Source organism: Nitrososphaera sp. AFS (genome assembly GCF_009898475.1).
Classification (GTDB): domain Archaea; phylum Thermoproteota; class Nitrososphaeria; order Nitrososphaerales; family Nitrososphaeraceae; genus Nitrosopolaris.
This window is the reverse complement of record NZ_QURE01000020.1, coordinates 1-24,193: the sequence shown is the minus strand read 5'-3', so window position 1 is coordinate 24,193 and position 24,193 is coordinate 1. Positions and strand designations below refer to the sequence as shown.

Genomic DNA, 24,193 nt, shown 5'->3' with positions numbered 1-24,193 from the left:
CAACCTGAAAAAGATAAAAAGGTTCAATAGGGTTGACCACATCTTTTAGGTTCGATCTTATTGTCTGATCCAGACTCTCTTTATTATAGGTATTATTATTTTAACCCAACTATCAGTGTTAGTAGCGGCCAAATGTTTCTATGGCAACAAATCGGTAATTCTTGGTACGGCACCTATGGGGACAATATCGTTAAATTTACAGTTTTGGATGATGGACGTACTAGTAATAGTGATAGTGGTAGTAATAGTGATAGAGATAGTAATAGTAGTAAAGATAATAAATTCGAATTTAGCTCCTATCCTGAAATCCAAGGATGGGAAAGAAAGGTGTTTAGGTTAGACGATAACATAGGTAAAGTATTGTCAATCCTTTCAAATGATGCTTTGGTCCATGAAGCAATTAAAAAATATCATGGTTTGCGTTTGATGCGACAAGAGCCCCACCAATGTCTTTTCTCTTTCGCATGTGCCAGTAATACCAATATAACAATGATTCGTAGAATGCTAATGAATCTTTCGAAAAAATTTGGCACCAAATTAACATTTGACGGAAGAGAATTTTATACTTTCCCCTCTACCAAAAGTTTGAACATGGCAACCCTGAGTGACCTACAAGCATGTGGCGTCGGTTATCGAGCCAAGACCATTAAGGCTGTGGCAAAACATCTCATCTCTGGCAATCTAGATACGGATCATCTAATTCATAGAGAATATGAGGAAGCAAAGAGCGAACTTCTAAAGGTATACGGAATTGGCAATAAAATTGCTGATTGTATATTGTTATTCTCGCTGGAAAAACTTGACGCATTTCCCATTGATGTATGGATTTCGAAAGCAATTTCACGATATTATTACTGGCTCCTAGATGAGAGCGGAGATACGAAGCTTGATAAATTAAGCAAGAACGAGAGTTTAAGCACAAATCAATACACAGCAGTATCGCGATACCTAAGGCGCTATTTTGGGGAATATAGCGGATACGCACAACAATTCATCTACTATCACATGCGCGAAATTGCGGGTAGAAGATGGTAGTACTACTAAAAACGATATTTAAATTTCAAATTTTTTACATTTCGATGGTTGGCGTTCTATAAACTGGCCTATAATATCTCAAATTAGTACAATTCCTAAATCAGCATCATAGAGGGAACTGTCTGGTACTGTTCTTGAGTTGCCTTACAATCGTACAGGACTTAAGTAGCCAAAATTATTGCCGAAGTACTTTGGAGCAGATCGATCCCTGGAAGGTACTCTGGCTGAAATTTCTTTTTCTATCAATATAGACCCTTCACTCATTTAATAAAAATGGATTGCATTAAGAACTCATCTGGAAAGTAATAGACTATCTCACCAGTTTACGTATAGCTTTGATTGTGTTTTATCAAACTAGTGAGGTTTGGAGAGCTAACAGATAATCAATGGAATCTTTTACTACCATCAATTCCTCCTCATGCTCCTACTGGTAAACCTAGAGCTAATGACAGGAATAAAGTTAATGGCAACTTATATGTCCTTATGAGTGGATGTAGATGGATGGTATGCCCTCAAAATACGGTTCTTACAAAACAGCTTGGGAAAGACATATGAAGTGGAATATCAGAGATGTGTGGAAAAATATGATGAATTACTTGATATCACGTGGCTATAATTCTGAATTGATAAACTTAGACGATCTATCAGTAGATAGTAGCACCGTAGCATCAAGGAAAGGGGGCAAGAAATAGGCTTTGATGGCTATAAGAGAATAAAGGGAAGCAAGATACACGTAGCAGTAACGCCTAAATCATTACCAATAGTAACAGATTTGGATCCAGGAAATGAGGATGAAAGCAGAAAGCTAATTCCCCTCCTGAATAATATACAAATTAGGAATAACAGTGGAAGGCCAAAGAGCAGACCACAATGCATTTGGGCTGATCCCAAATATCATACGCTTATAGTACTAACATACCTTTACAATAGACGTATTAGAGCCCAAATAAAAGAAAGAAGTAATACTGAACCAAAACATGGTAGACCAAAATATTCCTCTACCAACACTACAACTTGGCTGTATAACGATTCTAATGAGACTTTTCAGATGAGTTCTAAACTTACATCTCGATACGGCTCAAGAAGACTAGTCACTAGACTTTGCAAATTCTCTATAAATTGACATTGCATCATGCTCATCTTTTGCACCGACAATTGTCGCTGCGCCACTTCTAAGAAAACTGATTGACAATTTGCTAGCAGTTGCGCTTATAGCAGTGATACCTAGCTTCCCCTTCATTTTGATGTCATAACCAAGCGTTTCTGCGTTCTTTGCTATTCCGGCTAGACTAATTGAATTAGATAGTGTTGATGTAGGAGTAACGCTATATGCCCGTCTGCCTCTCTCCCTTCCACATAGCTCCTCAATTATCACTTCTTCCTGCTGCGGAACTAAGTCTACATTCTTGTCTTCTTTTTGTCCGCATGAAGGACACTGTTCTTGCCTAGACATTTGGATTTTATCGAAGGATAGTTCGTTTAAGTCGATATATAGCAATCTATCTATTAGTTTGGGTTTTTGCCCTAGAATAACCCTTACTGCCTCAGACACCTGGGTGCCAGCTACTAAATACAAGATTGATGGATGAACCCCTTCGGTACTGCAAGTAGGCATGTCATCTTCGGTCAATGCGGGAAACATACAGCGTAAACATGCAGATTTGTTAGGGAGTATAGTGCACACCGAGCCTAACATGCCCAGTGCCCCACCGTAAATAAATGGTATATTGTTTTTGATACATGCGTCATTGAGGGCATATCTTGCATCAACACTGTCGAGTGCATCAATTACTAGATCCATTCCTCTGACGACACTTTCGGCAGTATATTTAGTAATAGAAACGGGGACAGCTTCGATTTCAACATGGGGGTTTATTCTTTTTAGACGTTCTGCAGCTACTTCAACCTTAACTTTGCCCAGATCACCTTGGTTGTATAGATGTTGTCTATGTAAATTAGATATTTCGATAACATCTCTATCAACAATTGTGAGTTTGCCAACTCCCATTGCTGTTAACTGAGTTACAACGGGATTTCCTATGCCTCCAGTTCCTACAACACATATTTTCGCAGAGCGTAACTTTTCCATTCCGATGAATCCAATCTCATCTAGCATTATTTGCCTAGAATAGCGCTGAGTATCTTCATTCGTCAGGTCTGCTCCTCCAGCCACGGCTGGTAATATATATAGGGAATCTCCGTCTTTGAGCAGGGCAGACATACCATCACTGCTAAAACGCATATTTTTGCCATTAACGTAAATATTGATCAGGGAACGGGGCTTTCCATTCAGATCAAATATTCTACGCTTAAAATCATCACCAAGGATATCCGAGACTTTCAGAAACGCTTCGCTCAGATCACGAGCTTCTAATGAGATTTTTTTCTCTCCCATGCCTTTATTAAGGACCGACGGGATCACAAATTCCACATTAGCCATATTATATACCTACTCTACTGCAGGATTATCTAATCATTGCTGAAACCGTTTGTACGTCAGGTTTCACGACACTGAGAGTAGGCAACACAGTTGCTAGTGCTTCCGTTGCCTTTAGCCCATTTCCTGTGATATAGCAAACTACTTTTTCATCTCTGTCTATCTTACCCTCTTCAACCATCTTCTGAAGTACTGCTATTGCCACTCCACCAGCAGGTTCTGTGAAGATACCTTCTGTCTTTGCCAATGCCAGTATTCCGTCTATGATTTCATCATTTGTGGCCTCCTCAGCAATTCCATTGTATTGTTTGAGTCTTCTGAGTACGTATAGGCCATCCCCTGGATCTCCTATTGCAAGACTCTTTGCAATAGTCTCAGGTCTTTCAACAGGAATAACCTCATTGCTGTTATTTTTAAATGCATTAAATACAGGAGCACAACCATGTGGTTGAGCAGCCGTGATCTTCAAATTTGTTACGCTATCAATCAATCCTAAATCACTTAACTCTTCGAAGCCTTTACAAATTGCATTTAACATTGCTCCACTTCCAACAGGAATAATAAGATGATCAGGGACCTGCCAATTCAGCTGTTCAGCAACCTCATAGGCCAGTGTCTTTGAACCTTCCACGTAATATGGCCTCATGTTAATATTGACCACTCCAATGCCCTTTGAGTCACCTACTACGGCTGCAACTCTGTTTGCATCGTCATAGGTACCATCTACTGCTACATATTCTGCTCCGTAAGATAATGCTTGTGCAATCTTAATATTTTCTATATCAGTCGGTGCAAAGATATAGCATGGTAATTTTGCCTTGGCAGCGTGAGCAGCCGTTGCGGACGCCAAGTTACCTGTGGAAGCACAACCTACTGCTTTCAATTTACTCTCCTTTGCCCTTGACACGGCTACGCCAGCTGGCCTATCCTTAAATGAAAATGTCGGATTTACAGAATCATTCTTTATAAATAGGTTTTTCAACCCTCCTAGTTGTCTGCCGAGTATATCTGCATGTTGAAGTGGAGTGAAGCCTGCGTTCAGATTTACAATATTGCCTTTGTGAGCAATAGGCAGGAGTTCGAAATATCGCCAATAAGTCTTCTCTCGTAAGCTGAAAGTGTCTCTTTTTATATCAGAAGCGAACTTGTAAATAACATCAAGAGGCCCATAACATTCTTCACATATGTACCTAAACTTAGGGTCGTATTCATTTCTGCACTCCCTACATCGTAGCGATTGTATGATACCCATATCTGTGATTATCAGTTTTCTCTAAAAGGAGTAGATAAGTTTGGCTAATCAAAATTTTAGTGATACTTAATTTTGATCATTAATAAATATTAACTTTATATAGGTTAGTGTCAATATATTATTCACTCCCCTTGACTGAATGAGGCCTGCTATTGCTTATTCAATCTATTATGAAAACATGAACGATTACCAGTATGGCAAACTGCTCCTTCGGAATCTATTAAATACAACAATGCATCAGAGTCACAGTCCACGCATACATCCAGCACAGGTTGAATATTGCCAGATTCTTCACCCTTCATCCACAATTTATTGCGTGATGTGCTCCAAAACCAGGCATTGCCAGTCCTTAGAGTATTATCTAGTGCTTCTTTATTAGTATACGCGAGCATTAGAACATCTTTTGTCTTTCTATCTTGGAGAACTACAGGTATAAGGCCATTACGTTTGGTAAAGTCTATCTCTTCAATTGACTTTAGCATTTGAATATATTCGTGTCCATTGTTAAAAATGATTCGGATTCTTTGCAATTAATCTTACATTGAGTCCTAGTGAATATTGCATTAACTTCGTTCGAGTGTTATTTCTATAGGTTACCCAATGCCAATATGGCACGGCCAGTAACTATTTACTTGCGATCGCCGAGAGGAAAATTGCCGAGCGAGCTTTATAGTGTCTATTAAAAAATAAAAACACAGCAAAGCTATATCGAATCCAGTGGAATTGAATGGTCTACTCAAAAAGCTATATCGAATCCAGTGGAATTGAATGGTCTACTCAAGATAGTACATAATTAGTTGCCATTATTACTTATACTGGGAATGTGGCTCGAATTCAGTCTACTTAAGTATTTGTTTGGTTGGTGATGATTAAGGTAATCTCGTCTACCAAAAATCCATTGTTGATCGGCCTGACCTAACATAACATTAATACCTGTAACTATCGTTATAGTTAATATCTACAATTACTTTTAGAATTCACCACATTAAATGTTGAGCTGGAATACAAAGAGCTCGTTATATGAACCTAATCTACACGATATAAATCAGAGCGAGATACTCCATATTGGATTTGATGATACTGACTCCCTCGAAGGGAAATGCACTACGCATCTTGCTTTTAAGATTACCAGGTTTTTACTAGATAATTCTGATGCACAATTCATCGATTATCCATTGTTGGTGAGATTAAACCCGAATATACCTATGAAGACGCGAGGAAATGGAGCAGTGTGTCTAAGAATTAAGGCTAAAGACCATGAAAAAATAATCCAAGAATTAAGATTAATTGTTGAAAAAGAATCAGCTATCAATAATGGTGCAAATCCCGGCGTTGTATTCTTAAATGGTAATCCCATCCCGAAAATGATCAAGGATTTCGGGGCAATTGCACTGTATGATGTACAAAGTAGGCAAATTGCTGAAAAGGTAGCAAAGAAACATTGTATGAGCTATTTCACCTTTGGAAACGGTCAAGGTATTGTAGGTTCATTGGCGGCAATAGGAAGTTTAGAAGAAGGAGATTATACTTACGAAGTTATAGCATACCGAACACGTGACAACTGTGGAACATACAGACAAATAAATGTAACAAGTGTCATAAACTATGACAATAGAACTTTTCCTTATACCTTTAATAACTATGATCAAACCCACAGGCGTGTGTTGATCGCACCTCATGGTCCAGACCCCGTTTTTTGTGGCATAAGAGGTGAAAGTCCTGAAATTGTGGTCTCTTCTCTAAATTCACTATGTGTAGAAGAGAGCTTGGAGGGATACATGGTTTTTCGTTCAAACCAGGGTACAGATATGCATTTGCAAAACCAATTGCAACTATCATCTATTAGACCTTATATGTCTGGTTATGTAGTCGGAACGGTCACCACTACACCTCAGGTTATACAGGGCGGTCACTTATTCTTTGCTGTTGAAGACACAAGTGGCACCTCTAGACCAGTTGCGGTCTATGAACCAACTGGTATTACACACATTGCTTCGCAACTTGAGAGAGGAGATACAATCCAAATTGGGTGTGGAGTTCATCTTTCCAACACAGCCAGTCAGGTGATTCTGAATGTAGAATATATCTCAATATTGTCTATTGTGCAAACCTACGATTTGTCAAATCCATTATGCACGTTTTGCCGCAAAAAGATGAAGTCAGAGGGCCGGAATAAAGGATTTCAATGCGACAAATGCAAATATAGGAACATCAATGCCAAAAAGATCCCAATCCCTCACAAAAGAAGCATTCAACCTGGCCTTTATATCCCTACACCTAAATCTCGCCGACATTTGACGAAGCCACCACATAGGTATGGAATTGAGAAATCATCATGGTCTAGGCCGAATGCAGAATTGATCAAAGGATGGTTTCGGCTCCTGTGAGTTGATCAGTAGCGGGGGGTTGATTTGAACTTGCGGCCACATGCTTAGTGCATAAAGTGGAAACCGCTCTGCGGGTTATGAGCCCGCCGGGATCACCTAGCCTAGTCCTTTTGAGAATCTGGCTTCCCCACCCCGCTGACAAACTTCCTCTGCGATGGTATAATATATCTCTATTTCCTTTCGTCAAGTCTAGTGGTTAGTCATTATCCCGTTGCATGTAATTAGTGACATGGATATTAGATGGAGATGTCATTTTACGATTCGGCAGAAAAAAGTTCTCGAGCCCATTATTTAGCAATAACTCGACATTCATATTGTCGCAAATATAATGTAACCTGCAAGATGTTTCCATGGGCAAAGCTACCAACTTGGGGTATTGAACCTATTCCACGAGGTGATAGAACTCTTAGAGGAATTGAATATTTTGTGCTTTGGTCTAGTCTAGGTGTAGGATTACTAGTCTTTTCTGCTGGTTCTTTTCTCACAGCTACTCCATTTGCCTACGCTATACCTGCGATAATAGTGGGCTCAGTAGCAGGCTCATTGCTTCTAGCTTTAGCAGGAAGGATTGGGAGCGGTCATGCAGTTCCTTCCATTGTTAGTACTAGACCTTCCTTTGGTCTCTATGGAGCATCCATCCCGGCAATATTAAATGTGATGCAGTTAGTTGGGTGGACAGTATTTGAAATCATGATAATGTCTAAAGCAACTGAAATATTGACTGGGAATCGAATCTCCTATTCTGCCTGGACCCTGGTATTCGGAGCATCCATTATTCTGTTTGGTTTAGTTGGGCCGCTCACAATAATACGACAATGGCTTGAGAAATTTGCTGTTTGGATGGTATATGCTGCCTCGATTCTAATCATTATCAATCTTTTAGCGTCTGGTCATTTCTCACAGCTACTCTCTACGTCTGGCGAATCCGGAATGTCTTTCTTCTCTGCTCTGGATATTGTGATAGCTCTACCTGTATCTTGGATGCCATTAGTAGCAGATTATAATCGTTTTTCCAGAAATAACAAAGGCGCCTTTATAGGCACATTCATAGGCTTTGCAATTACCAATATTTTATTCTATTTTGGAGGTTTGCTAGTTAATAGTTCTGATACTATTGCTATCATAGTTTCGATTCAATCAATGTTTTTTGGCTCGCTTTTGTTCATGTTTATATTACACGAAATTACTAACGCGTTTGCAGATATCTATTCATCAGCCATTTCCAGCCAAAGTGTATTTCACAAAATAAATCAACGTTATCTAATAATCGGCTTTACAGTCCTCAGCACCGTCTTAGCAGTTATAATACCAATATCTCGATACGAGACCTTCATCCTTTTAATCGGAGCAGTCTTTGTCCCATTGTTTGGGGTTGTTCTTACAGACTACTACATAATTAACCGCCGGCGATACACACTCGATATGATGTATGGTAAACATCTCCTAATTGGAATTCCTGCAATTATATCTTGGCTAGTAGGTGTTTTGTTGTATTATCTTTTATCCTCATTATCTCCAATCTACATTTTTCAATGGCCTCAGATCGGTGCGACAATTCCAAGCTTTGTTGGATCGTCATTGCTGTATCTAGGATTAATGAAAGGTAAGCAATACAGAGTTGGGAAAATTGGGGCAGAAACATAGATAGAAGTTAATTGACTAATTGAGACAGGCGCATAATTTGGCTTCCATTCTTAATATATTGTCTAAGGTGTTTGACTGTATTCGGATGCTGTTTGTGTTCTGCGCTTGTAATAATCAAGTTGGGTGGAACTGATGGTTTGTCAACAAAACATCTGAGCCAAGGACTAGCTTTACCGAATTATAAATGGATATTCGAAATATGAATAGGGAATTATGCCCGGTCTACTAGTGGTTCTTCCGTAGCCATATTGAAGTTGATATCTCCCTCTAGAAGCTCGCGAATTGCAGGGCACAAACTCCTAAACCTTTAATTAATATTGAATATACAGGGGCGAGAGTAGATAGAATATTTGTCTATCCCGCATAATGAGGATACCCCACACCAGCACTTAGTACGTTCACTGGGGTTTGTAGATGTATTGATGATCGGCGTGGCTGGTTTAGTGGGAGGAGCTATATTTGTCTTAACCGGTTCAGCGATTGGTTTAGCAGGCGGATCTGTTATAATTGCCTTCATAATTAATGCAGTAATTACCCTATTCACAGCAATGGGATACGCTGAACTCGGATCTGCCATCCCAGAAGCGGGTGGTGGATATCTTTGGGTTAGAGAAGGGCTCCCCAGACCGAACGCGTTCATAAGTGGCTGGATGGCATGGTTTGCGCATATCGTGGCAGGAAGCTTGTATGCGGTAGGATTTGGTTCATTTGTGTTCAGTCTTTTAAGGATGCTGAACATGGTCGGAGAACATTCACTTTTGGGAATTATTCCTCTTGATAAATTAATAGCTGTCGCGTCAATAGCTGCATTCACATATATCAATGTCAAAGGGGTTTCGGAAACAGGCAAGGCTGGAACAATAGTTACAGTAGTCCAGCTAGGGACAATAGCTGCCTTGATCGGGGCCGGCCTTTGGACTATTCACAATCATCCAGAATGGAGAAGCAATTTCGCTGATTTTATTCCTAATGGTATTGGCGGGATCGTAGCAGCGATGGGGCTAACTTTTATAGCGTTTGAAGGTTACGAGATAATTGTCCAAACAGGCGAGGAAGTGAAAAACCCGAAGAAAAATATTCCTAGAGCTATTTTTATTTCACTTGCGGTAGTAGTTGTTCTTTACTGTCTCGTTGCGTTTGTTTCCATAGGTGCAATATTTCCGAAAGGGATTCCAGCCTGGAAATTCATAGGCCATTACGGAGACCTAGGTATAACTAGAGCTGCTGGCTTCTTTCTCCCCTATGGCGCATTTATAGTGCTGCTAGGAGGTATTGTATCTAGTCTAGCCGCTCTAAATGCTACCACGTTTTCTTCCTCCAGAGTTGCATTTGCGATGGGAAGGCATTACAATTTGCCACACCGTCTGAGCGCTATTCATGGAAAGTATAGAACTCCTCACGTAGCCATAGTAATCTCTGGCGTCATAATGGCAGTAATGGCATACACGCTTCCATTGGATCAGATCGCAGTTGCTGCTGGGGTTATTTTCCTATTACTATTTACACAGGTGAATATCGCAGTGATTAACATAAGACGGATTTATGGCGATAAGTTAGATTATGGATTTAAGATACCCTTTTTTCCAATAATACCAATTGTTGGTATTTTCCTTAAACTTGGATTGGCTTTGTATCTACTTTTTACCCAACCAATGAGTTGGTTTATCTCATTCCTTTGGATTATCGTCGGCTTTGCACTCTATCGTATGTACACCTTTAAAAAGGAAATAGAGCATTATGCTCCACTTGTAACTAGTGAAGGAGATTTAACTAGAAAGGAATACAGGATCTTGATCCCATACACACCGGAAAATCCTGACAGGCTAATAAAATACGCAATCAGAGTTGCAAAAGAAAATGATGGGGAAGTTAATGTATTGAGGGTACTTACAGTACCGACACAGACCCCATTATCAGCTGGAACTGCATTCGCAGATGCTGCTAGAAAGTCATTTGAGCCCCTAGAAAAAATGCTAGAAGGAGAGAATATTTTGAGTCATCACCTGTTTAGGATCTCACATGATACAAGCGAAGCGATATTAGCAACGATCGAAGAACAAAAAATCAATTTAGTAATTATTGATTTTGAAACATACAGGAACAATAGGAAACTCCAGACCTTGATTACCTGTGATGTACTAGCTATCAGAACAACTGGAGATGATTTTGTCCTAGAGCCCTCACTAGAGCAATGGTCAAGTTCCAATCAAACAGATCGCCGAACGGACCTAAATTTAAAGAAGAACATGGTGGTTTTATATGATGGTGGATTTGATTCAAATGTTGTTCTTAAGGCTACGAGCTGGTTGGAACATTCCGGAAAGTTCAATGTTAGTGTATTGGCCATAATTAAAAGAGTAGAAGACCAGCAGGAGGGTAACTCTAGGGAATTTGAAGATCGTCTTACGCAAGACAACAAACGCAAGGAGTACCTTGAACAGGTGGGAGTTGAATTCAATGAGATCTATTTGTCAGACGAAACGAGAAGGAATAGTGAAAAATTTGCAAATTTAATTTTATCTGCTGTTAACGCATCTCAACCTGATTTAGTTGTCACTGGCTCAAGTATTAGCAGCCTCAGTTTCCTCAATAACAATAATCTACTGTCCGTATTGAATCAGTTGAATTGTCCAGTAGTAATTGCAAAGGAGTCTACATTTCCAGGGGTTCACCGGGCAAAGGTATGGTTTCTAAAACTCATTAGAAGATAATTGAGAGTGGGCATAAATCTATCACATATTTTTCTCATGCTCTTATTGAACTATATAGCTTCCTAACATCTGTTTGATTGCACTCAGATGTTGTTTGTGTGTCTTGCAATTATAATATACAATGAACATACCTGAGGCTTTCTGATATTCTACTGGTAATTGGTCTATTTTGAAGACATTTTTGATATGCTCTATTAATGGCTCTACAGATATATACATTAGAGACTGGCCAAAATATGAACAAGGAATTATCCCCCAGTCTAAGATAATTACATCAAAAATATCTGATCTATATAATACAAGTGTGACTCCTATAAATTACACTAATACATAATTGAATTTATTAGTTTAAAAGATATATTAATTAAGTGGAGGAACATAAAGAATCAGTATCCAAATCTAGAAAGTTCAGGTTTCAATATGATTAATCTTTAAATTTTATGATAAAGTTGAGAATTAACTATAAGTTGATATTGATCAGAATATGGTAATTGAACTTTCGTAGGTAATTAAAAAAGATAGAGACGAACTGGCTCTGCTCGTTGATATTATGGTCAGCTGGTGGTAGTATGATTATGACCTGGACTAGTCGAGTCGGCTGCGCCCTTATGGTGACTAGAGTGAGTTATAGTTTTGGAATTGGCATGGTGGCCTGAAGTCAAACCTAGTCCACTGCCACCTCCTTTGCTATCTGAATTTTGATGGTCTCCTAGAACTGCCAAAGAACTAGCCGAACCGCGGGAGAATTGCAAATAACAATTCATAACTTCGCTCATAGTAATGTGGCCTGATCCATTTGCTGCACCTGATTCACATGCCAAGAGATTATCCAAGTTTGGATTTTCATTAGTTGTTGTAAACGAAGGACTATTATTTTTTGTACTATTAATAATGTTATTACCACTTTCACTTACGCTATTATCGGTTCTGCCATGGTCACCTTTTTTGCCGCTACCGTGAGAGAGGTCTGAACTAGCTGCTAGGCCGGCCATTGCGCCTGATGCGACTAAGAGGAAGGATGTTGTCGTCACCACGAGGAGTACAAATATAGTTGATGTTGCTCTAGTATTTGTGTTCATGTAATAGTCATACCAGAAGTATCCTTTATACGAACTTAGAAGAACTTCATGATAAATAAGTCTATAATCATTGTTTGTCTGATTTTAGACGAATCAAATTTTCATTAGATTGTTTAGATACGGAGATGTCGATAGAATGAATTCCATGATTACTGACCTATAAATAACAATTGTACGGTTGAAGTTTTATTAATGTCGATCTTAATGTCTGGATCATGTTGCTCCACTTTGGCGTTATCAGGACTCATGTTGAGATTACTTGAATATGTGTAAAGATTTATGGCCAAATCACGTTATAGAGTTAAACCATACTTATCAACACATTCTAACGTACCTAGAATAATCATAAACATAATCAAAAGTGGACTGTGGCATAAATATAGCTACGTCCTTACGATACAAATTTGTACTTCATCCAAATGCTTGTTTATAAATTTTCTCATTTTGCTGGCGAGAGCTATAGATCAACAAATCTATATTCTTTAGTTTGGGTGTCGAATATTATAACCCCGCTCTCTTCAAATGCTCTGGATTTGCTTGCTACTTTCTTGTGGGCAGTTCCAGGATTAAGAACCAACGTTTTTTTATTGTTTTTGCCTGTTCCATTGAGAGCCAATGTTGATTCTCGTATATGAGTGTGACCACAAACTAGGATATCATATCTGCCGCTATTGACGAGCATCTCCTTGATTTCCTTCGATGTTCCATGATATATTCCGAACTTCAACCGATCGAGATCTATTTCACCTAATTCTCCCCTCAATTCCCCTTCAATATCAAGAAAGCTTTTTAGAAGAAGTGATCTTTCACCATCATTATTGCCAAGTACACCAATAAATTTTGCGCCCAAATTTTGAAATTCTCTAACCACCCCTGGAAAGACATAATCACCAGCATGAATTACATAATTTGTATCCTCATCATTAAAAAGATCTATAGCCTTATGAACATTCTCCAGGTCGTCATGTGTATCTGATATTATTCCGATTTTCATTCGAGAAGGTGAACTCGTTGGCTATTTTACCCTTCTGGTCACTTAAATTTCTCTTAATCTCGATTAGTTGAATAATAGTTAGGTAATTTTGTAAGTACTTAGTTAGGTAACTGCTCTAAAATAGTTCTGTAGGGGGATTGAGTTAATATATCCAAAATTTACATATTAATTGAAATACGATTAATGAAGTGTAAGAAGTGTAGCGCTGAAGAAAGCATACCGTTCCGGTGCAACTATTGTGGGAATTTTTTTTGTCATCTTCATAGGATTCCTATGTATCATTCATGTCCCTTCATTAATGACTTTGCCGAAAAGAGAAGACTCATGATACAGCGCACCAATGATGGTAACGGTGCACAAAGATCATTCAGTAATAGTGTTGGAAGATCTGTCTCAAGAGCCATAAGGATAAAGAGTTCAAAAACAGAATTGTTACATCTTGTGGTTGCTACTATATTAATAGTGGGAGTGGGATTATCCCTTAACCATTACAGACATGTTTCATGGCAAATCCTTGCAATATTCGTAAGCGCCTTCCTAGTTCACGAGTTGGCTCATAAGTTCTTAGCCCAATACTATGGAAGCTGGGCCGAGTTTCGCGCACAGCTGTACGGCCTCATAATCACAGCAATATCAGCACTACCCATTATGCCATTCAAGTTTATAGCTCCAGGAGCAGTTATGGTTGGATTATCAGACAAGAATAGGTTTGGAAGGGTTGCACTCATTGGACCACTAACTAATTTGATAATGGGATTTTCATTTCTAATATCAACCCACTTGTACCCATATCAGTCATACCTATATGCAGGTGCTTCATTCAATGCTTGGATAGCGATGTTTAACATGTTACCATTTGGAGTGTTAGACGGACAGAAAATCTTCGATTGGAACAAAATATTGTGGGCATGTACCATGGCTGGTGCGATGATTCTATTCATTATTGCGTATATTTGAACGGACTCTTGCTAGTGTTCAGCCGGCTATCCTAAGCTTATTCATCACAAGCTATGGAACAGTAGCTGCATCTTTTTGGTCACGCTCAGTTTGCAATCTATTTTTAGTTGATTTTGCGAAAATAATAAGATTGTTGAATTGGTCAATGATGTATACTCTTGAAAATCGATATAAACCGTTGCTGAATGATTTGTAATTTCTATACCATCGGGTCATATTTCGAATCAAAAAAAAATAGATTACTGCAGCAAAATTGGGACATTAAGATCCATATCAGTATGCTTGGAAGAAGGGATCATATAACTAATACCGGCATTCTCGTTAATAGCAATGCTCAAGCATTTTCTAAAAAATGGAATTGCTCAAGATTAACCTGAATTCTTTTTTCTACTTGCTATTTTCCCGTCTCGGTGTTTGCCTGCGCCCGGCCAATGATGCTTTTGCTTTTCGTTTGACTCTAGGCATCGTGTTCTTTGCTTTGGCAGTATTGTTTTTTACTCTCTTTTCAGTTTTATTTCTAATGAATTTAATTGCCTTCCGTGTACCTCTGGCTCTTGTTGTAATGGTTTTAGTAGTTCTCGGCGCCGCCCGTGGGAGCTGTTTGGCTGTTTGTTTTACAGCTACTAATGTTTCACCTGCCGCTTTGGCAGTCTGTTCAACAGCACTAGCCGTATCGCCAGCTACGTGACTATCTCTAATCTCTCTAGAAGTATCACTGATTTCGTTTGCTGTATCCTTAGTTGCAACAGCTGCCTCATGTACTGCTTCGGCAAGATCTGTAATAGCTCCACTCTCATGAAATTTTTTTACTGTATCTCTTGCCGTGTATGAGGCAGCACGAATAGTCTTTGCGATATCCTTCACCTTCTCAGCACCTTCAGTAGGGTCTATTTTCTTTTGCGATCTAGTAGCACGATTACGTCGTCTTTGCGGGGTGTTCAATCTAGATAATAATAGAGCACCTAACTTAAAAACATAAAAGATTATTCACTAAATTCTCAAACAGTCAGTTTGTTTGTTGTTTGAGTCGGACTGTCGTAAGCACTCGTTGCAATTACTCAGTTTCCTGCATTAGATTCATACAATAATAACACGAGGTTTAAGACTCCAAATATTGTATTCCATACAATAAATGCAAAATTAGGTTACCCGCTGGCCCTTTTTGTTCCCTGTCAAGTTATGAGAGGGTAGAATGATTGTACGATAGAATTTGCAATCTGTCCTTACACTGCATAAGTTACAATTTGGTCTTATAGGAAGACAAATATTTTGGCCATACATAACCAACGTATTATTCACTTTTAGCCAATATTTCTTAGAAAGAATTCGTCGCAGCTCCATTTCGGTGTCTTCTGGATTCAAAGTATCAACAAGTCCCAATCTATTACAAATTCGGTGAACGTGTACGTCAACAGGAATTGCAGCCTTGTTGAATCCATATACTAAAACGCAGTTGGCGGTTTTCCGCCCCACACCCGGTAATTCAATAAGATCTTTAATGTCGTTTGGAACTTTTCCATTAAAACCCTTGACTATTAATTGCGATACCTTCTTAATTCGCTCGGCTTTAACGTTATAGAAACCAATACTTCGGATGATGGATTTGATATCCTCTAAGTCTGCCTCAGCAAGTGCATTAGCATTCTTAAATTTCTTAAACAAGTTATGAACAACCCTCGTTGTAATTTCATCTCTAGTTCTGGCTGATAAAATAGTTCCAATAAGGATTTTGAATGGATCTTGCTGCTCTGCCTGAAGGCCCTTAAGTGCAGTTGGTCTAGGTAGATTCCCATTGTAGAGCGCAGATTCCATTCTTAGAAATATTTTGTGAGCAGATATACTCTTCAATGGCATGGATTAGAATATACAGGAAGAGACATAATAGCATATATAGAAAGAATTGGATGACTTTCCTTTCTGAGTAGATGATATGTCATGTTATCAGAGAATGTACCTGGCTTATATTCCTTTGACTAAGTCGAACATGAAAACGATCTGTCCAAGTAGTTGGCATACTTCTGAAGTAACTTCTTTACAGGAATCCACTATTCTTTCTAATAATAATGTAAATATAATTCAGGAGTATTGAAATACAGGTGCGGGAGGTGGGATTCGAACCCACGAACCCCTAAGGGATGAGGTACCTCAGTCAATCGATACATCTGAGCGTCGTGTCGGTAAGCCATCTTTTTGATCTCACGCCGTTGACCGGGCTTGGCAACCCCCGCGTTTCTACATAATCTGACACTGATGTATAATTCTGGTTTTATAAGTATATTTTTAGGAGCCTATTTTGAGTATCGGTTACATTGTTCAAAATTTCTTATCCATCTATGTACTTAGATCCTAGAAGAGGTCGTTGTTAAAGGCTTCGTGGGCCCTTTATAACATAGCTACCCTTAGATGAGGCTGTACTTCAGCTGAAGCGCGCTAAAGAGGGTGAGCCTAGCCCACAGAAATGAAATGATTTGCATCACAGAATCAATCCGTATTTGACCTTCGTAAATACAATATATAAGACATTCAAATAATGATATTTGATGGCTTTAGTAAATAAATCGGTCTCTGATTCTCCACGCATTCAGATGAAAGCAGTAGATGGGCTATTGGTAAGAATCAATGGAACTCTTCCCCCTGTCTCTACAATTGGCGAGGAGAAACATTCTGAGAGAGCAGCCGAAATAAATCAAAAGGAATTAAAAGCGAATACATCCTGCTCTGTTTTCAGCACACTCGCTTCAGCTTCCCAATCAGAAATCATCTTTCATTTGTTGGTTGACATAGGTGAGGGCGTAGTGGGAAGCTTAGAGAAACTTGCACATGGTTCCGGCATCAATCCGATACTAGAATTGCCACTATCAAAAATCCCTAATGCCGTCCTTATAACGCACTCCCATGATGATCATGTAAGCGATCTTCCTAAACTTGCAGACAAGGCCAAAGAATTTTCGTGTACCATCACTATTTATTGCACGAAAGAGTGCCTTGAGCAAATAACAAAAAAATTTCCGACCATAATGGAAACAAATTATTTGAATTTTACCCCGATTCTAGCTAATGAAGATGTCAAAATAGGTCCCCTACATGTTATACCTGTTCCTGCAAATCATGGCGAAAATACCCCTCCTGGCTCTGTTATCTATGTCATTAAGTTCCAGGACAAAAAAATCATCATGGGTTGGGATTTTTTGACACTGATCAATGTAGACGAGAACCTGATGTGGAACCCAGATCTTTTGATTCTCGGCACTCAAACCTATAACCCTCATCCCGAGACTGGAATGATTTCAGTAAGTGAGTCATATTTTTTGCTTAGAACGTGGAATGTGAAAGAATGTTATCTCGTTCATTATTCTGGACTAAACGATTTTGATGAGAAAAAAAATCAGTGGTTCAGGGGCCCAGTAAAATCTATGACTACCAATGATCTTCAAAAGGTTATTGACTCCCATCTCATGATTAGTGGAGATGGTGGAAGGTTTAAGATAACGGTGGGAAAAGAAGGAGTAGTCTGGAAGGCGACAGGTTTTGCGAATATAGACGGCAATAAAAACAAGTCTGTAGGAAATATAATTGAGGTGGAAGGACTTGAGAAGTATACATTCAAGCTAGAGAAGGATGCGAACAAATTAAGGGTAGTAATAGAAGATAAGATAAATTTACATACGATGCAATTTGATAGGCCACACAGAGATAAAGAGAACGATTCCATGATTCGTGGCGAAGCAGAGCAAGGTATGCTTTCCAGAGGTCCGGCATTAAAAATGGAACTCGTTCAAGCAGAATCGATAGATGCCCCTTCATTTTTAAAAATCAGGGCATACAAGGGCAAAATTTTAAAAGGGATCACAGAGGTTTTTCGCGACGACATAAAGATAAGTAATACAAATGCAGATAGACTCAGAAAATACTTCCTAGAAAATTTCCCCATCAAAAAGTGAATTACATGGCACACAATAATAGGCTTATCTTTTGATAAAATTAGAAATTAGGACAAGGGAATATGATAAATTGATACCACCCATAATTAATACAAACCTAGATTGACATAAGGCCACTATCAGCCTCCTCAGATTTCAAACATTAAAAAATCGTCGATCCTAGTAAACCTTGGACACCGATAAAAATTAAATCAAATGCAGATGAAAATAGAGTATATTAACTCTTCGGCTTGCCCAAAAATAAATGAGTATATGTTATGAGTGCATTTATGTAAGGTCTATGAATCGGATTTTAATTCACTAGGGGGCCGAATCTGCTGGACTAACTAACTGGAAGGGAAGAATAATAGAGGCTGGTCTTTGAGCAATTTTAAAGAATTTGGCAATTGCTCAATAAAGAGACGGCACCGAATCATGATTCTAAGTAATTAAATTGATCCTTAAAGCTGTTGCTACTACATTAAAAAACCTGTCCAAGTGACTGCTTCTAATTTGAGACATACTTCCTAGACTCATAGGGAATCAATCAGACCAGGTTCAAGTCAATCCTGCGTTTCATAACATAAGTATATATCTTCGAATTTATATTAAAAATCTCAATAGGATATATGGCTGGAGCGAAAAAACAGATGGCTATTGATCTGCAGGGTTCAACCAAATATATTGTTATGAGTAATGGCTAGGATAGAATTTAGCTCGACTTCAGCATTGCCTTTAATTCTACTATATAATAAGAGTTATGTTACATTCGTCATCACGATTTTAGCTAGCTCTAACAACATGTGCCAGAAATATTTTAGAAGAATTATTTACGAACAGAGTAAATCACTATGCCAATAGCATATGTATTGATAACTTGTAACACCGGCTTCCTAGAAGAAGTGTTGGCTAAGCTCGGAGAATTATCAGAGGTTGTTGAAGCAGATAGTCTCTATTTTGGTCCATATGACATCATAGCTAGAGTCGAGGCAGGTACAATTGAAGATCTCAATAGAGCTCTTGGGACTGATTTAAAAAAAATAGCTAATATCACATCTTCTGTGACACTGATCAAGAATGAAGATTTGACCACTTGACCGGTCTGCAGATGAACAGATTCGAAAATGATCAAACTCAACTGCTTCTCACGAATCCCGCCTCATACTTATTTCTGTTCAATATCTGTATACCTAACCAAGGGTTGTAAAGTTATCTTGAACGGAATATTGTTAGCTACTATACTTAGATAACTTGCTTAATTTACAAGTCCAGTTATCGACATGGGGAAACTATCATGAGAAGAGGTTACTGCATTAGCCAGTGTGTATACTGAATGTATTCCTTTGGTTTTGCATAGTAGCTTTATTCTGAGATTTCTAAAACTATGGTAGAACTTTGGTGTTAGTAGGTTTTAGCAGATTAGAACTATTTCATTCACAATTCAACTTCTGATTTTTCTTTAGGAGTTAACACCTCTTCTCTGCGATGTGATCTCAACATTAGAATGATTAAAAAACTACAGCTTAGTAACAATCTGACTGCCGTATTTGGTATAATCATCACCCTTGGAGGAGTGATCTCACAAGTGATGAGTGCTGTGTAGAGGTCTTGCCTTGATTTCTTCTGAATATTGTCTAATGAATGGGAAATTAACCAAACTTGTGGGATTCTGACTATTATAAACAGATAGTTTTCTTGATCAGCAGATCGAAAAGAGCCGGTAATCAAATATTGCTTATTAACGGCTTTTTTCACTAACAATGTCCTTTAACCCGTAATTATTAGCACCAGTAGTCAAAACCAATACATGTACTACCGATCTTTTTTTGCCATTATTTCCAATTCTCTCGCTAGTGCTTCGCCTTCTTTTTGATCCAAATTCAGCTCTACTACTAATTCTCTAGGATCTATGTTATTATCATGCATAATCTTCACTAGATACGGTAGATACAGCGATCCGAATATGCTCTTCGATGTGTGTGTCTTTAGTGCGAATTTAAGAAGCAAATTCTTCATTAATTGACCTCTTGCAGAAATCGGCGCCATTATTGGCCAGATCATACTATATTGGTTATATTTTAACCCGAGCTTCCTAGAATTTTCAAAAAGACCGTATGCGATCATGTAATCTATATATCTCAATAGACTCCATCGCCTATTTTTTGCCATGCGTCCTACAACCAAATCTACCTTGGAAAGTACATCAAGAAGTGAGGCTATGCTATCATACCGAATCCTTGACGAGACTATGCTGGAAAAGAAAGCATTAAGCTTATCTTTTCTCCTCTCATCAGAGGACATGCCAAATCGTGGATCTGAGTAAGTTGCATTTGCGTGGGAGATGTAGTTCATTGCCTCTAGGCTATTAATAGACGAGAAATATCCATTTATGGCAGTCGCAATATCTATTTCGGAGACATCATTTGCTACTGCGTCATAGCCAGCAACCTTTGCTTGGGCATTGTTCAGCAAAGCCCGAATGTCTCCGTTGCTGCGATCTATAACTAATTTTTTTTCTTTTACGTCCAACTTCTTATCATGACTGCGTAGCACATAATCTAAGAATATAGCTAGAATTCTGGGAGGTACCGGACTAAACTTTACAGTCTTGCAAACTTTTGACAGTTGTTTAATCTTCGCATTATCTTGAGTATTAGCGGCCATAATGACAGGGATAGTTGACTCCTTCATTATTTTGATCAAATATTCTAATCCGCCTAAATCCTCTCTTCCGGATATTCCATCCACTTCATCCAAAAATAGCAATACTTTTCTTCCAGACACGCTTTTGTTATTAAACAGTGGAAGAATTAACCTTTCAAGATCTATCTTGTTTCTGGTGTCGCTAGCATTCATTTCAACTAAATCGTAGTCAAATTTAAGTGCTAATAATTTGACTAGCGTTGTCTTCCCAACTCCGCTTGGGCCAACTAAGAGTAGAGGCCTAGCTCCGTCAATCCATTTTGACAGCCATTTGATCACATTTATCCTGGCATCCTCGTTTCCAAACATCTGCTCTACTGTTCTCGGCCGATAGACCTCAGACCACATCATCTTTTTTAATCACGTGATGGAGTTATATTAATCATAATTATTAGCGGTAGTACTTGCAGAGCTAGGTAAAACTTTCAGATACCAACATAGGTGGCAACTCTCTGCCTAGTACTATCGATGTTACACGTTTCGTTGAATGCTTATGGAACCACTGAAATTTGTGTTAGACTGTTTCGTTTACACCCCACATTCCCTTTTCTCTTTGTACGCTTCGACATCCCTTATCGACAATTTTTCTGCAGTTTTTGTAGTCGAAGCAATCTATTTTATTTCGTAAATAATAATTGACTGGTGTCGGCCTTAAAGAAGACTATTAACAAGTACCATTTTTTACTTTTAACGTACCGACTGTCAGTAGAATGTTCTTTCTAGAATTCCTAGTGCTTTAAGTACAGTACATGATAAACAGATTAGAAATACGGAAGAATAAATTTGAACCCTCCTGCTACAAATAAAGTATTTGATTTTATACAAGACACATTGTTAAGAAGCTTTTTATTATGACCAGATGATTACAATACCTATTATGGATGATGTGGCTAGTACGTTTCATAGAACCTTGGTACAACTGCGCCGCCCCACCAAATTAGATAGCTGCAGAAATACCCTACTAGTTGTAAACATCTGGTTATTTAAAGGCATAAAAAGTCGTTTAACGATTTAATTGACTTTGCAACTGGCCGCAAATATAATCCAGACTTTGGACCTAATTTGAACAATTCCTTTTTCAATTCATCCTTTAGATCACTAGCTGTTTAGATAACTAAACTGGAGCGTAGCTTACCAATTACATTTATACTTTAGATGGCGACAATCAAAATCAACGTTTATCATTCTAAAATAATGCAAAGTCAATATTGTTATGCTTTACTAGAATTCAAAGGGCTCAAAGAAATACTAAGACTGCTTAGAATGGCATATATGTGTTAATCTAGCGCAATCTCCTTTTCAAAGTTAGTCATGATAGTACTTAGATATTGACATTCATGGCAAGATATAAATATATTTTTGTTCATTGAATATTATGTATGGAGGCTTGACGATCTTCTGACTTGCAAAGGTACCTGTATACGTCATAAGGCTAGGAAACCAAGTGGTTTGGGACGCTATGCTAGTGGACAGAAACGGTGCCAAGTCTGTGAAGAATTCATAGATTGGAATGGAATATGGTGCCCGTGTTGCGGGTATAGGTTAAGAACAAGGCCAAGGAACATGAAATACAAGACAAAATTACTTGCCAGTGATTTTGTGATCCAAGTATTCTATAAAGAGCCGACCACCACCACAACATAGCATCATGAGTTTATGCAAAAGCTATCATATCAAATTGGAATATTGAATCAGAATCACCCACCAATTTTGTTTCCTACAAATCTCTTTTCAGACAAGGTATTTGACTAAAGTACTTCGTTTCAATAATTTTAGGAGGTTCGGATTTGCACAAGCCGTCTGGAAAATTTTTAGGTCCACAAATTGGTACTCGCAGCGTCTATCAACTCATAGCATCCCACTTATGTATAAGATCGTTCTATTTGCTACCTATAATATGGGACGGTTACCTTCTCGCCAGGTTTGCCTTCTCTTTGAGTCTTAATCTTCTTTACACCTTCTTCAAAGTGCCGCATCATTACATGAGCCTCAGAAGCATGTTTAGCTGCTTCCTCTGGAGTGGGATACTTTGCCAAATACTCGTGTAACACCAAGGAAACTGCCGTGTTTGCTACGGAACTTGTGTCAGCGCCGCTGAATCCCTCGGTCAGTTCAGCAACTCTCGATACATCGACATCTGGTCCAATAGGTTTATCCTTAGAGTGTATTTCAAGGATTCTCTGTCTTGCGGGCTTATCAGGCATCGGCACGAACACGATCTTATCAAATCTTCCTGGCCTAAGTAATGCCGGATCAATCATGTCAGCCCGGTTTGTTGCAGCTAGAACTACTACCCCTGATAGGGCCTGAATACCGTCGAGTTCAGTAAGCAACTGAGAAACTACACGTTCAGTAACCATACTATCTCCGCCCATTCCTCTGGTAGGAGCTATTGAATCAATTTCGTCAAAAAAAACTACGCACGGCGCTGCTTGCCTAGCTCTTCTAAAAATTTCACGAATACCTCTTTCAGATTCTCCAACCCATTTGCTCAACAGTTCTGGTCCCCTGACACTAATGAAATTTGCTTCAGATTCCGTGGCTACAGCTTTTGCCAATAGTGTCTTGCCAGTGCCAGAAGGTCCATGCATAAGTAATCCTTTGGGCATCGAATGTCCTAACTTAGTATACAAATCAGGGTATCTTAACGGCTTCCTGCAATTCGCGTTTTACGTCTTCGAGACCGCCTATTGCTGTCCATGGGATATCTGGTGATTCCAGATAGACTTCTCTCATAGCTGACGGCATTACTTCCTTGACAGCATTTTCGAAATCGTTCATCATTACTATAAGTTTATTTAAAACTTCTGGGGCAAGCTTTTCTTCCTCCAAATTTGAGTTCAGGTAGCAATCTTCTTAGGCACTTCATAGCTGCTTCTTTGCACAAATATTCAAGATCTGCACCAACAAACCCATGAGTTACTGCTGCTACTCTGTCCTGATCTACGTCAGTATCAAGAGGCATATTACGCGTATGAATCTGTAGTATCTCCAATCTTCCACGCTTATCCGGAACCTTAATCTCAATTTCTCTGTCAAACCTACCTGGACGCCTTAATGCAGGATCAATCGCG

The 24,193-nt window shown here is 38.8% G+C and carries 18 protein-coding genes, 2 tRNA genes and 2 pseudogenes; 11 read left to right on the top strand and 11 right to left on the bottom strand.

The features are described from left to right. Positions 1–60: 60 nt before the first annotated feature. The 4 genes from DYY65_RS04180 (at position 61) to DYY65_RS12910 (ending at position 2,158) form a co-directional block, all read left to right on the top strand. Complete coding sequence (locus DYY65_RS04180; protein ID WP_162476727.1) at positions 61–1,035, top strand: DNA-3-methyladenine glycosylase 2; 975 nt, start codon at positions 61–63, stop codon at positions 1,033–1,035. Positions 1,036–1,392: 357 nt separating this feature from the next. Then, entirely contained in the window at positions 1,393–1,590 is a 198-nt protein-coding gene (locus DYY65_RS12920) for a transposase (RefSeq protein ID WP_162476726.1), read from the top strand. Next, positions 1,542–1,727, top strand: coding sequence for a hypothetical protein (locus DYY65_RS12915; RefSeq protein WP_201449324.1), 186 nt, complete (start codon positions 1,542–1,544; stop codon positions 1,725–1,727). Before DYY65_RS12920 ends, DYY65_RS12915 begins: the two co-directional genes overlap by 49 nt. Further along, the gene (locus tag DYY65_RS12910; protein WP_370519290.1) at positions 1,703–2,158 is read left to right on the top strand and encodes a transposase; all 456 of its coding nucleotides are present in this window, start codon (positions 1,703–1,705) and stop codon (positions 2,156–2,158) included. Before DYY65_RS12915 ends, DYY65_RS12910 begins: the two co-directional genes overlap by 25 nt. On the opposite strand, the gene DYY65_RS04165 is transcribed toward DYY65_RS12910, so the two are convergent. From DYY65_RS04165 to hisI, 3 genes are all read right to left on the bottom strand, one after another. Then, a complete protein-coding gene (locus DYY65_RS04165) occupies positions 2,123–3,475 on the bottom strand; it encodes a ThiF family adenylyltransferase (protein ID WP_162476725.1) in 1,353 nt (450 codons plus the stop codon). The two genes, DYY65_RS12910 and DYY65_RS04165, sit on opposite strands and share 36 nt — an antisense overlap. Positions 3,476–3,500: 25 nt before the next feature. Then, complete coding sequence (thrC, locus tag DYY65_RS04160; RefSeq protein WP_162476724.1) at positions 3,501–4,724, bottom strand: threonine synthase; 1,224 nt, start codon at positions 4,722–4,724, stop codon at positions 3,501–3,503. Positions 4,725–4,873: 149 nt separating this feature from the next. Continuing rightward, positions 4,874–5,206 (bottom strand): phosphoribosyl-AMP cyclohydrolase, encoded by a 333-nt coding sequence (hisI, locus tag DYY65_RS04155; protein ID WP_162476723.1) that lies wholly within the window; start codon positions 5,204–5,206, stop codon positions 4,874–4,876. 507 nt (positions 5,207–5,713) lie between these two features. On the opposite strand from hisI, the gene DYY65_RS04150 reads away from it, so the two are divergent. Beyond that, the gene (locus tag DYY65_RS04150) at positions 5,714–7,111 is read left to right on the top strand and encodes a tRNA(Ile)(2)-agmatinylcytidine synthase (protein WP_162476722.1); all 1,398 of its coding nucleotides are present in this window, start codon (positions 5,714–5,716) and stop codon (positions 7,109–7,111) included. A 9-nt stretch (positions 7,112–7,120) separates the two neighbouring features. Here the strand turns inward: DYY65_RS04150 and DYY65_RS04145 are convergent. Beyond that, positions 7,121–7,248, bottom strand: a tRNA-Met gene (locus tag DYY65_RS04145). A gap of 109 nt (positions 7,249–7,357) precedes the next feature. Between DYY65_RS04145 and DYY65_RS04140 the strand changes: the two genes are divergently transcribed. Together DYY65_RS04140 and DYY65_RS04135 are read left to right on the top strand one after the other, a co-directional pair. Further along, entirely contained in the window at positions 7,358–8,755 is a 1,398-nt protein-coding gene (locus tag DYY65_RS04140; protein WP_201449320.1) for a cytosine permease, read from the top strand. Positions 8,756–9,105: 350 nt separating this feature from the next. Continuing rightward, positions 9,106–11,466, top strand: a complete 2,361-nt coding sequence (locus DYY65_RS04135; RefSeq protein WP_162476720.1) for an amino acid permease — start codon at positions 9,106–9,108, stop codon at positions 11,464–11,466. A gap of 554 nt (positions 11,467–12,020) precedes the next feature. Here DYY65_RS04135 and DYY65_RS04130 read toward each other — a convergent pair. Beyond that, complete coding sequence (locus DYY65_RS04130; protein WP_162476719.1) at positions 12,021–12,545, bottom strand: hypothetical protein; 525 nt, start codon at positions 12,543–12,545, stop codon at positions 12,021–12,023. 457 nt (positions 12,546–13,002) lie between these two features. Next, positions 13,003–13,539, bottom strand: coding sequence for a metallophosphoesterase (locus tag DYY65_RS04125; protein ID WP_162476718.1), 537 nt, complete (start codon positions 13,537–13,539; stop codon positions 13,003–13,005). Between the two features lie 183 nt (positions 13,540–13,722). Between DYY65_RS04125 and DYY65_RS12905 the strand changes: the two are divergent. Together DYY65_RS12905 and DYY65_RS04120 are read left to right on the top strand one after the other, a co-directional pair. After that, positions 13,723–13,824: pseudogene (locus DYY65_RS12905) on the top strand (AN1-type zinc finger domain-containing protein); the annotation flags it as partial. Positions 13,825–13,863: 39 nt separating this feature from the next. Beyond that, entirely contained in the window at positions 13,864–14,496 is a 633-nt protein-coding gene (locus DYY65_RS04120) for a hypothetical protein (protein WP_236561654.1), read from the top strand. 387 nt (positions 14,497–14,883) lie between these two features. On the opposite strand, the gene DYY65_RS04115 is transcribed toward DYY65_RS04120, so the two are convergent. The 3 genes from DYY65_RS04115 to DYY65_RS04105 all read right to left on the bottom strand — a co-directional run bounded on the left by DYY65_RS04115 (position 14,884) and on the right by DYY65_RS04105 (position 16,724). Continuing rightward, positions 14,884–15,438, bottom strand: a complete 555-nt coding sequence (locus tag DYY65_RS04115) for a hypothetical protein (protein ID WP_162476716.1) — start codon at positions 15,436–15,438, stop codon at positions 14,884–14,886. 198 nt (positions 15,439–15,636) lie between these two features. Beyond that, positions 15,637–16,344: an endonuclease III domain-containing protein gene (locus tag DYY65_RS04110; protein ID WP_236561653.1), complete on the bottom strand. Its 708-nt coding sequence runs from the start codon at positions 16,342–16,344 to the stop codon at positions 15,637–15,639. 249 nt (positions 16,345–16,593) lie between these two features. Next, positions 16,594–16,724: transfer RNA gene (locus DYY65_RS04105), tRNA-Leu, on the bottom strand. A 312-nt stretch (positions 16,725–17,036) separates the two neighbouring features. On the opposite strand from DYY65_RS04105, the gene DYY65_RS04100 reads away from it, so the two are divergent. Both DYY65_RS04100 and DYY65_RS04095 read left to right on the top strand, forming a co-directional pair. Then, positions 17,037–18,437 carry an MBL fold metallo-hydrolase gene (locus DYY65_RS04100; protein ID WP_162476715.1) on the top strand — a complete coding sequence of 467 codons (1,401 nt, stop codon included), beginning with the start codon at positions 17,037–17,039 and terminating at the stop codon, positions 18,435–18,437. An 830-nt stretch (positions 18,438–19,267) separates the two neighbouring features. Then, a complete protein-coding gene (locus DYY65_RS04095) occupies positions 19,268–19,513 on the top strand; it encodes an Lrp/AsnC ligand binding domain-containing protein (protein WP_162476714.1) in 246 nt (81 codons plus the stop codon). 715 nt (positions 19,514–20,228) lie between these two features. On the opposite strand, the gene DYY65_RS04090 is transcribed toward DYY65_RS04095, so the two are convergent. Next, the gene (locus DYY65_RS04090) at positions 20,229–21,428 is read right to left on the bottom strand and encodes an AAA family ATPase (protein ID WP_201449319.1); all 1,200 of its coding nucleotides are present in this window, start codon (positions 21,426–21,428) and stop codon (positions 20,229–20,231) included. A gap of 1,577 nt (positions 21,429–23,005) precedes the next feature. After that, positions 23,006–24,193, bottom strand: a pseudogene (locus DYY65_RS12900) (AAA family ATPase); the annotation flags it as partial.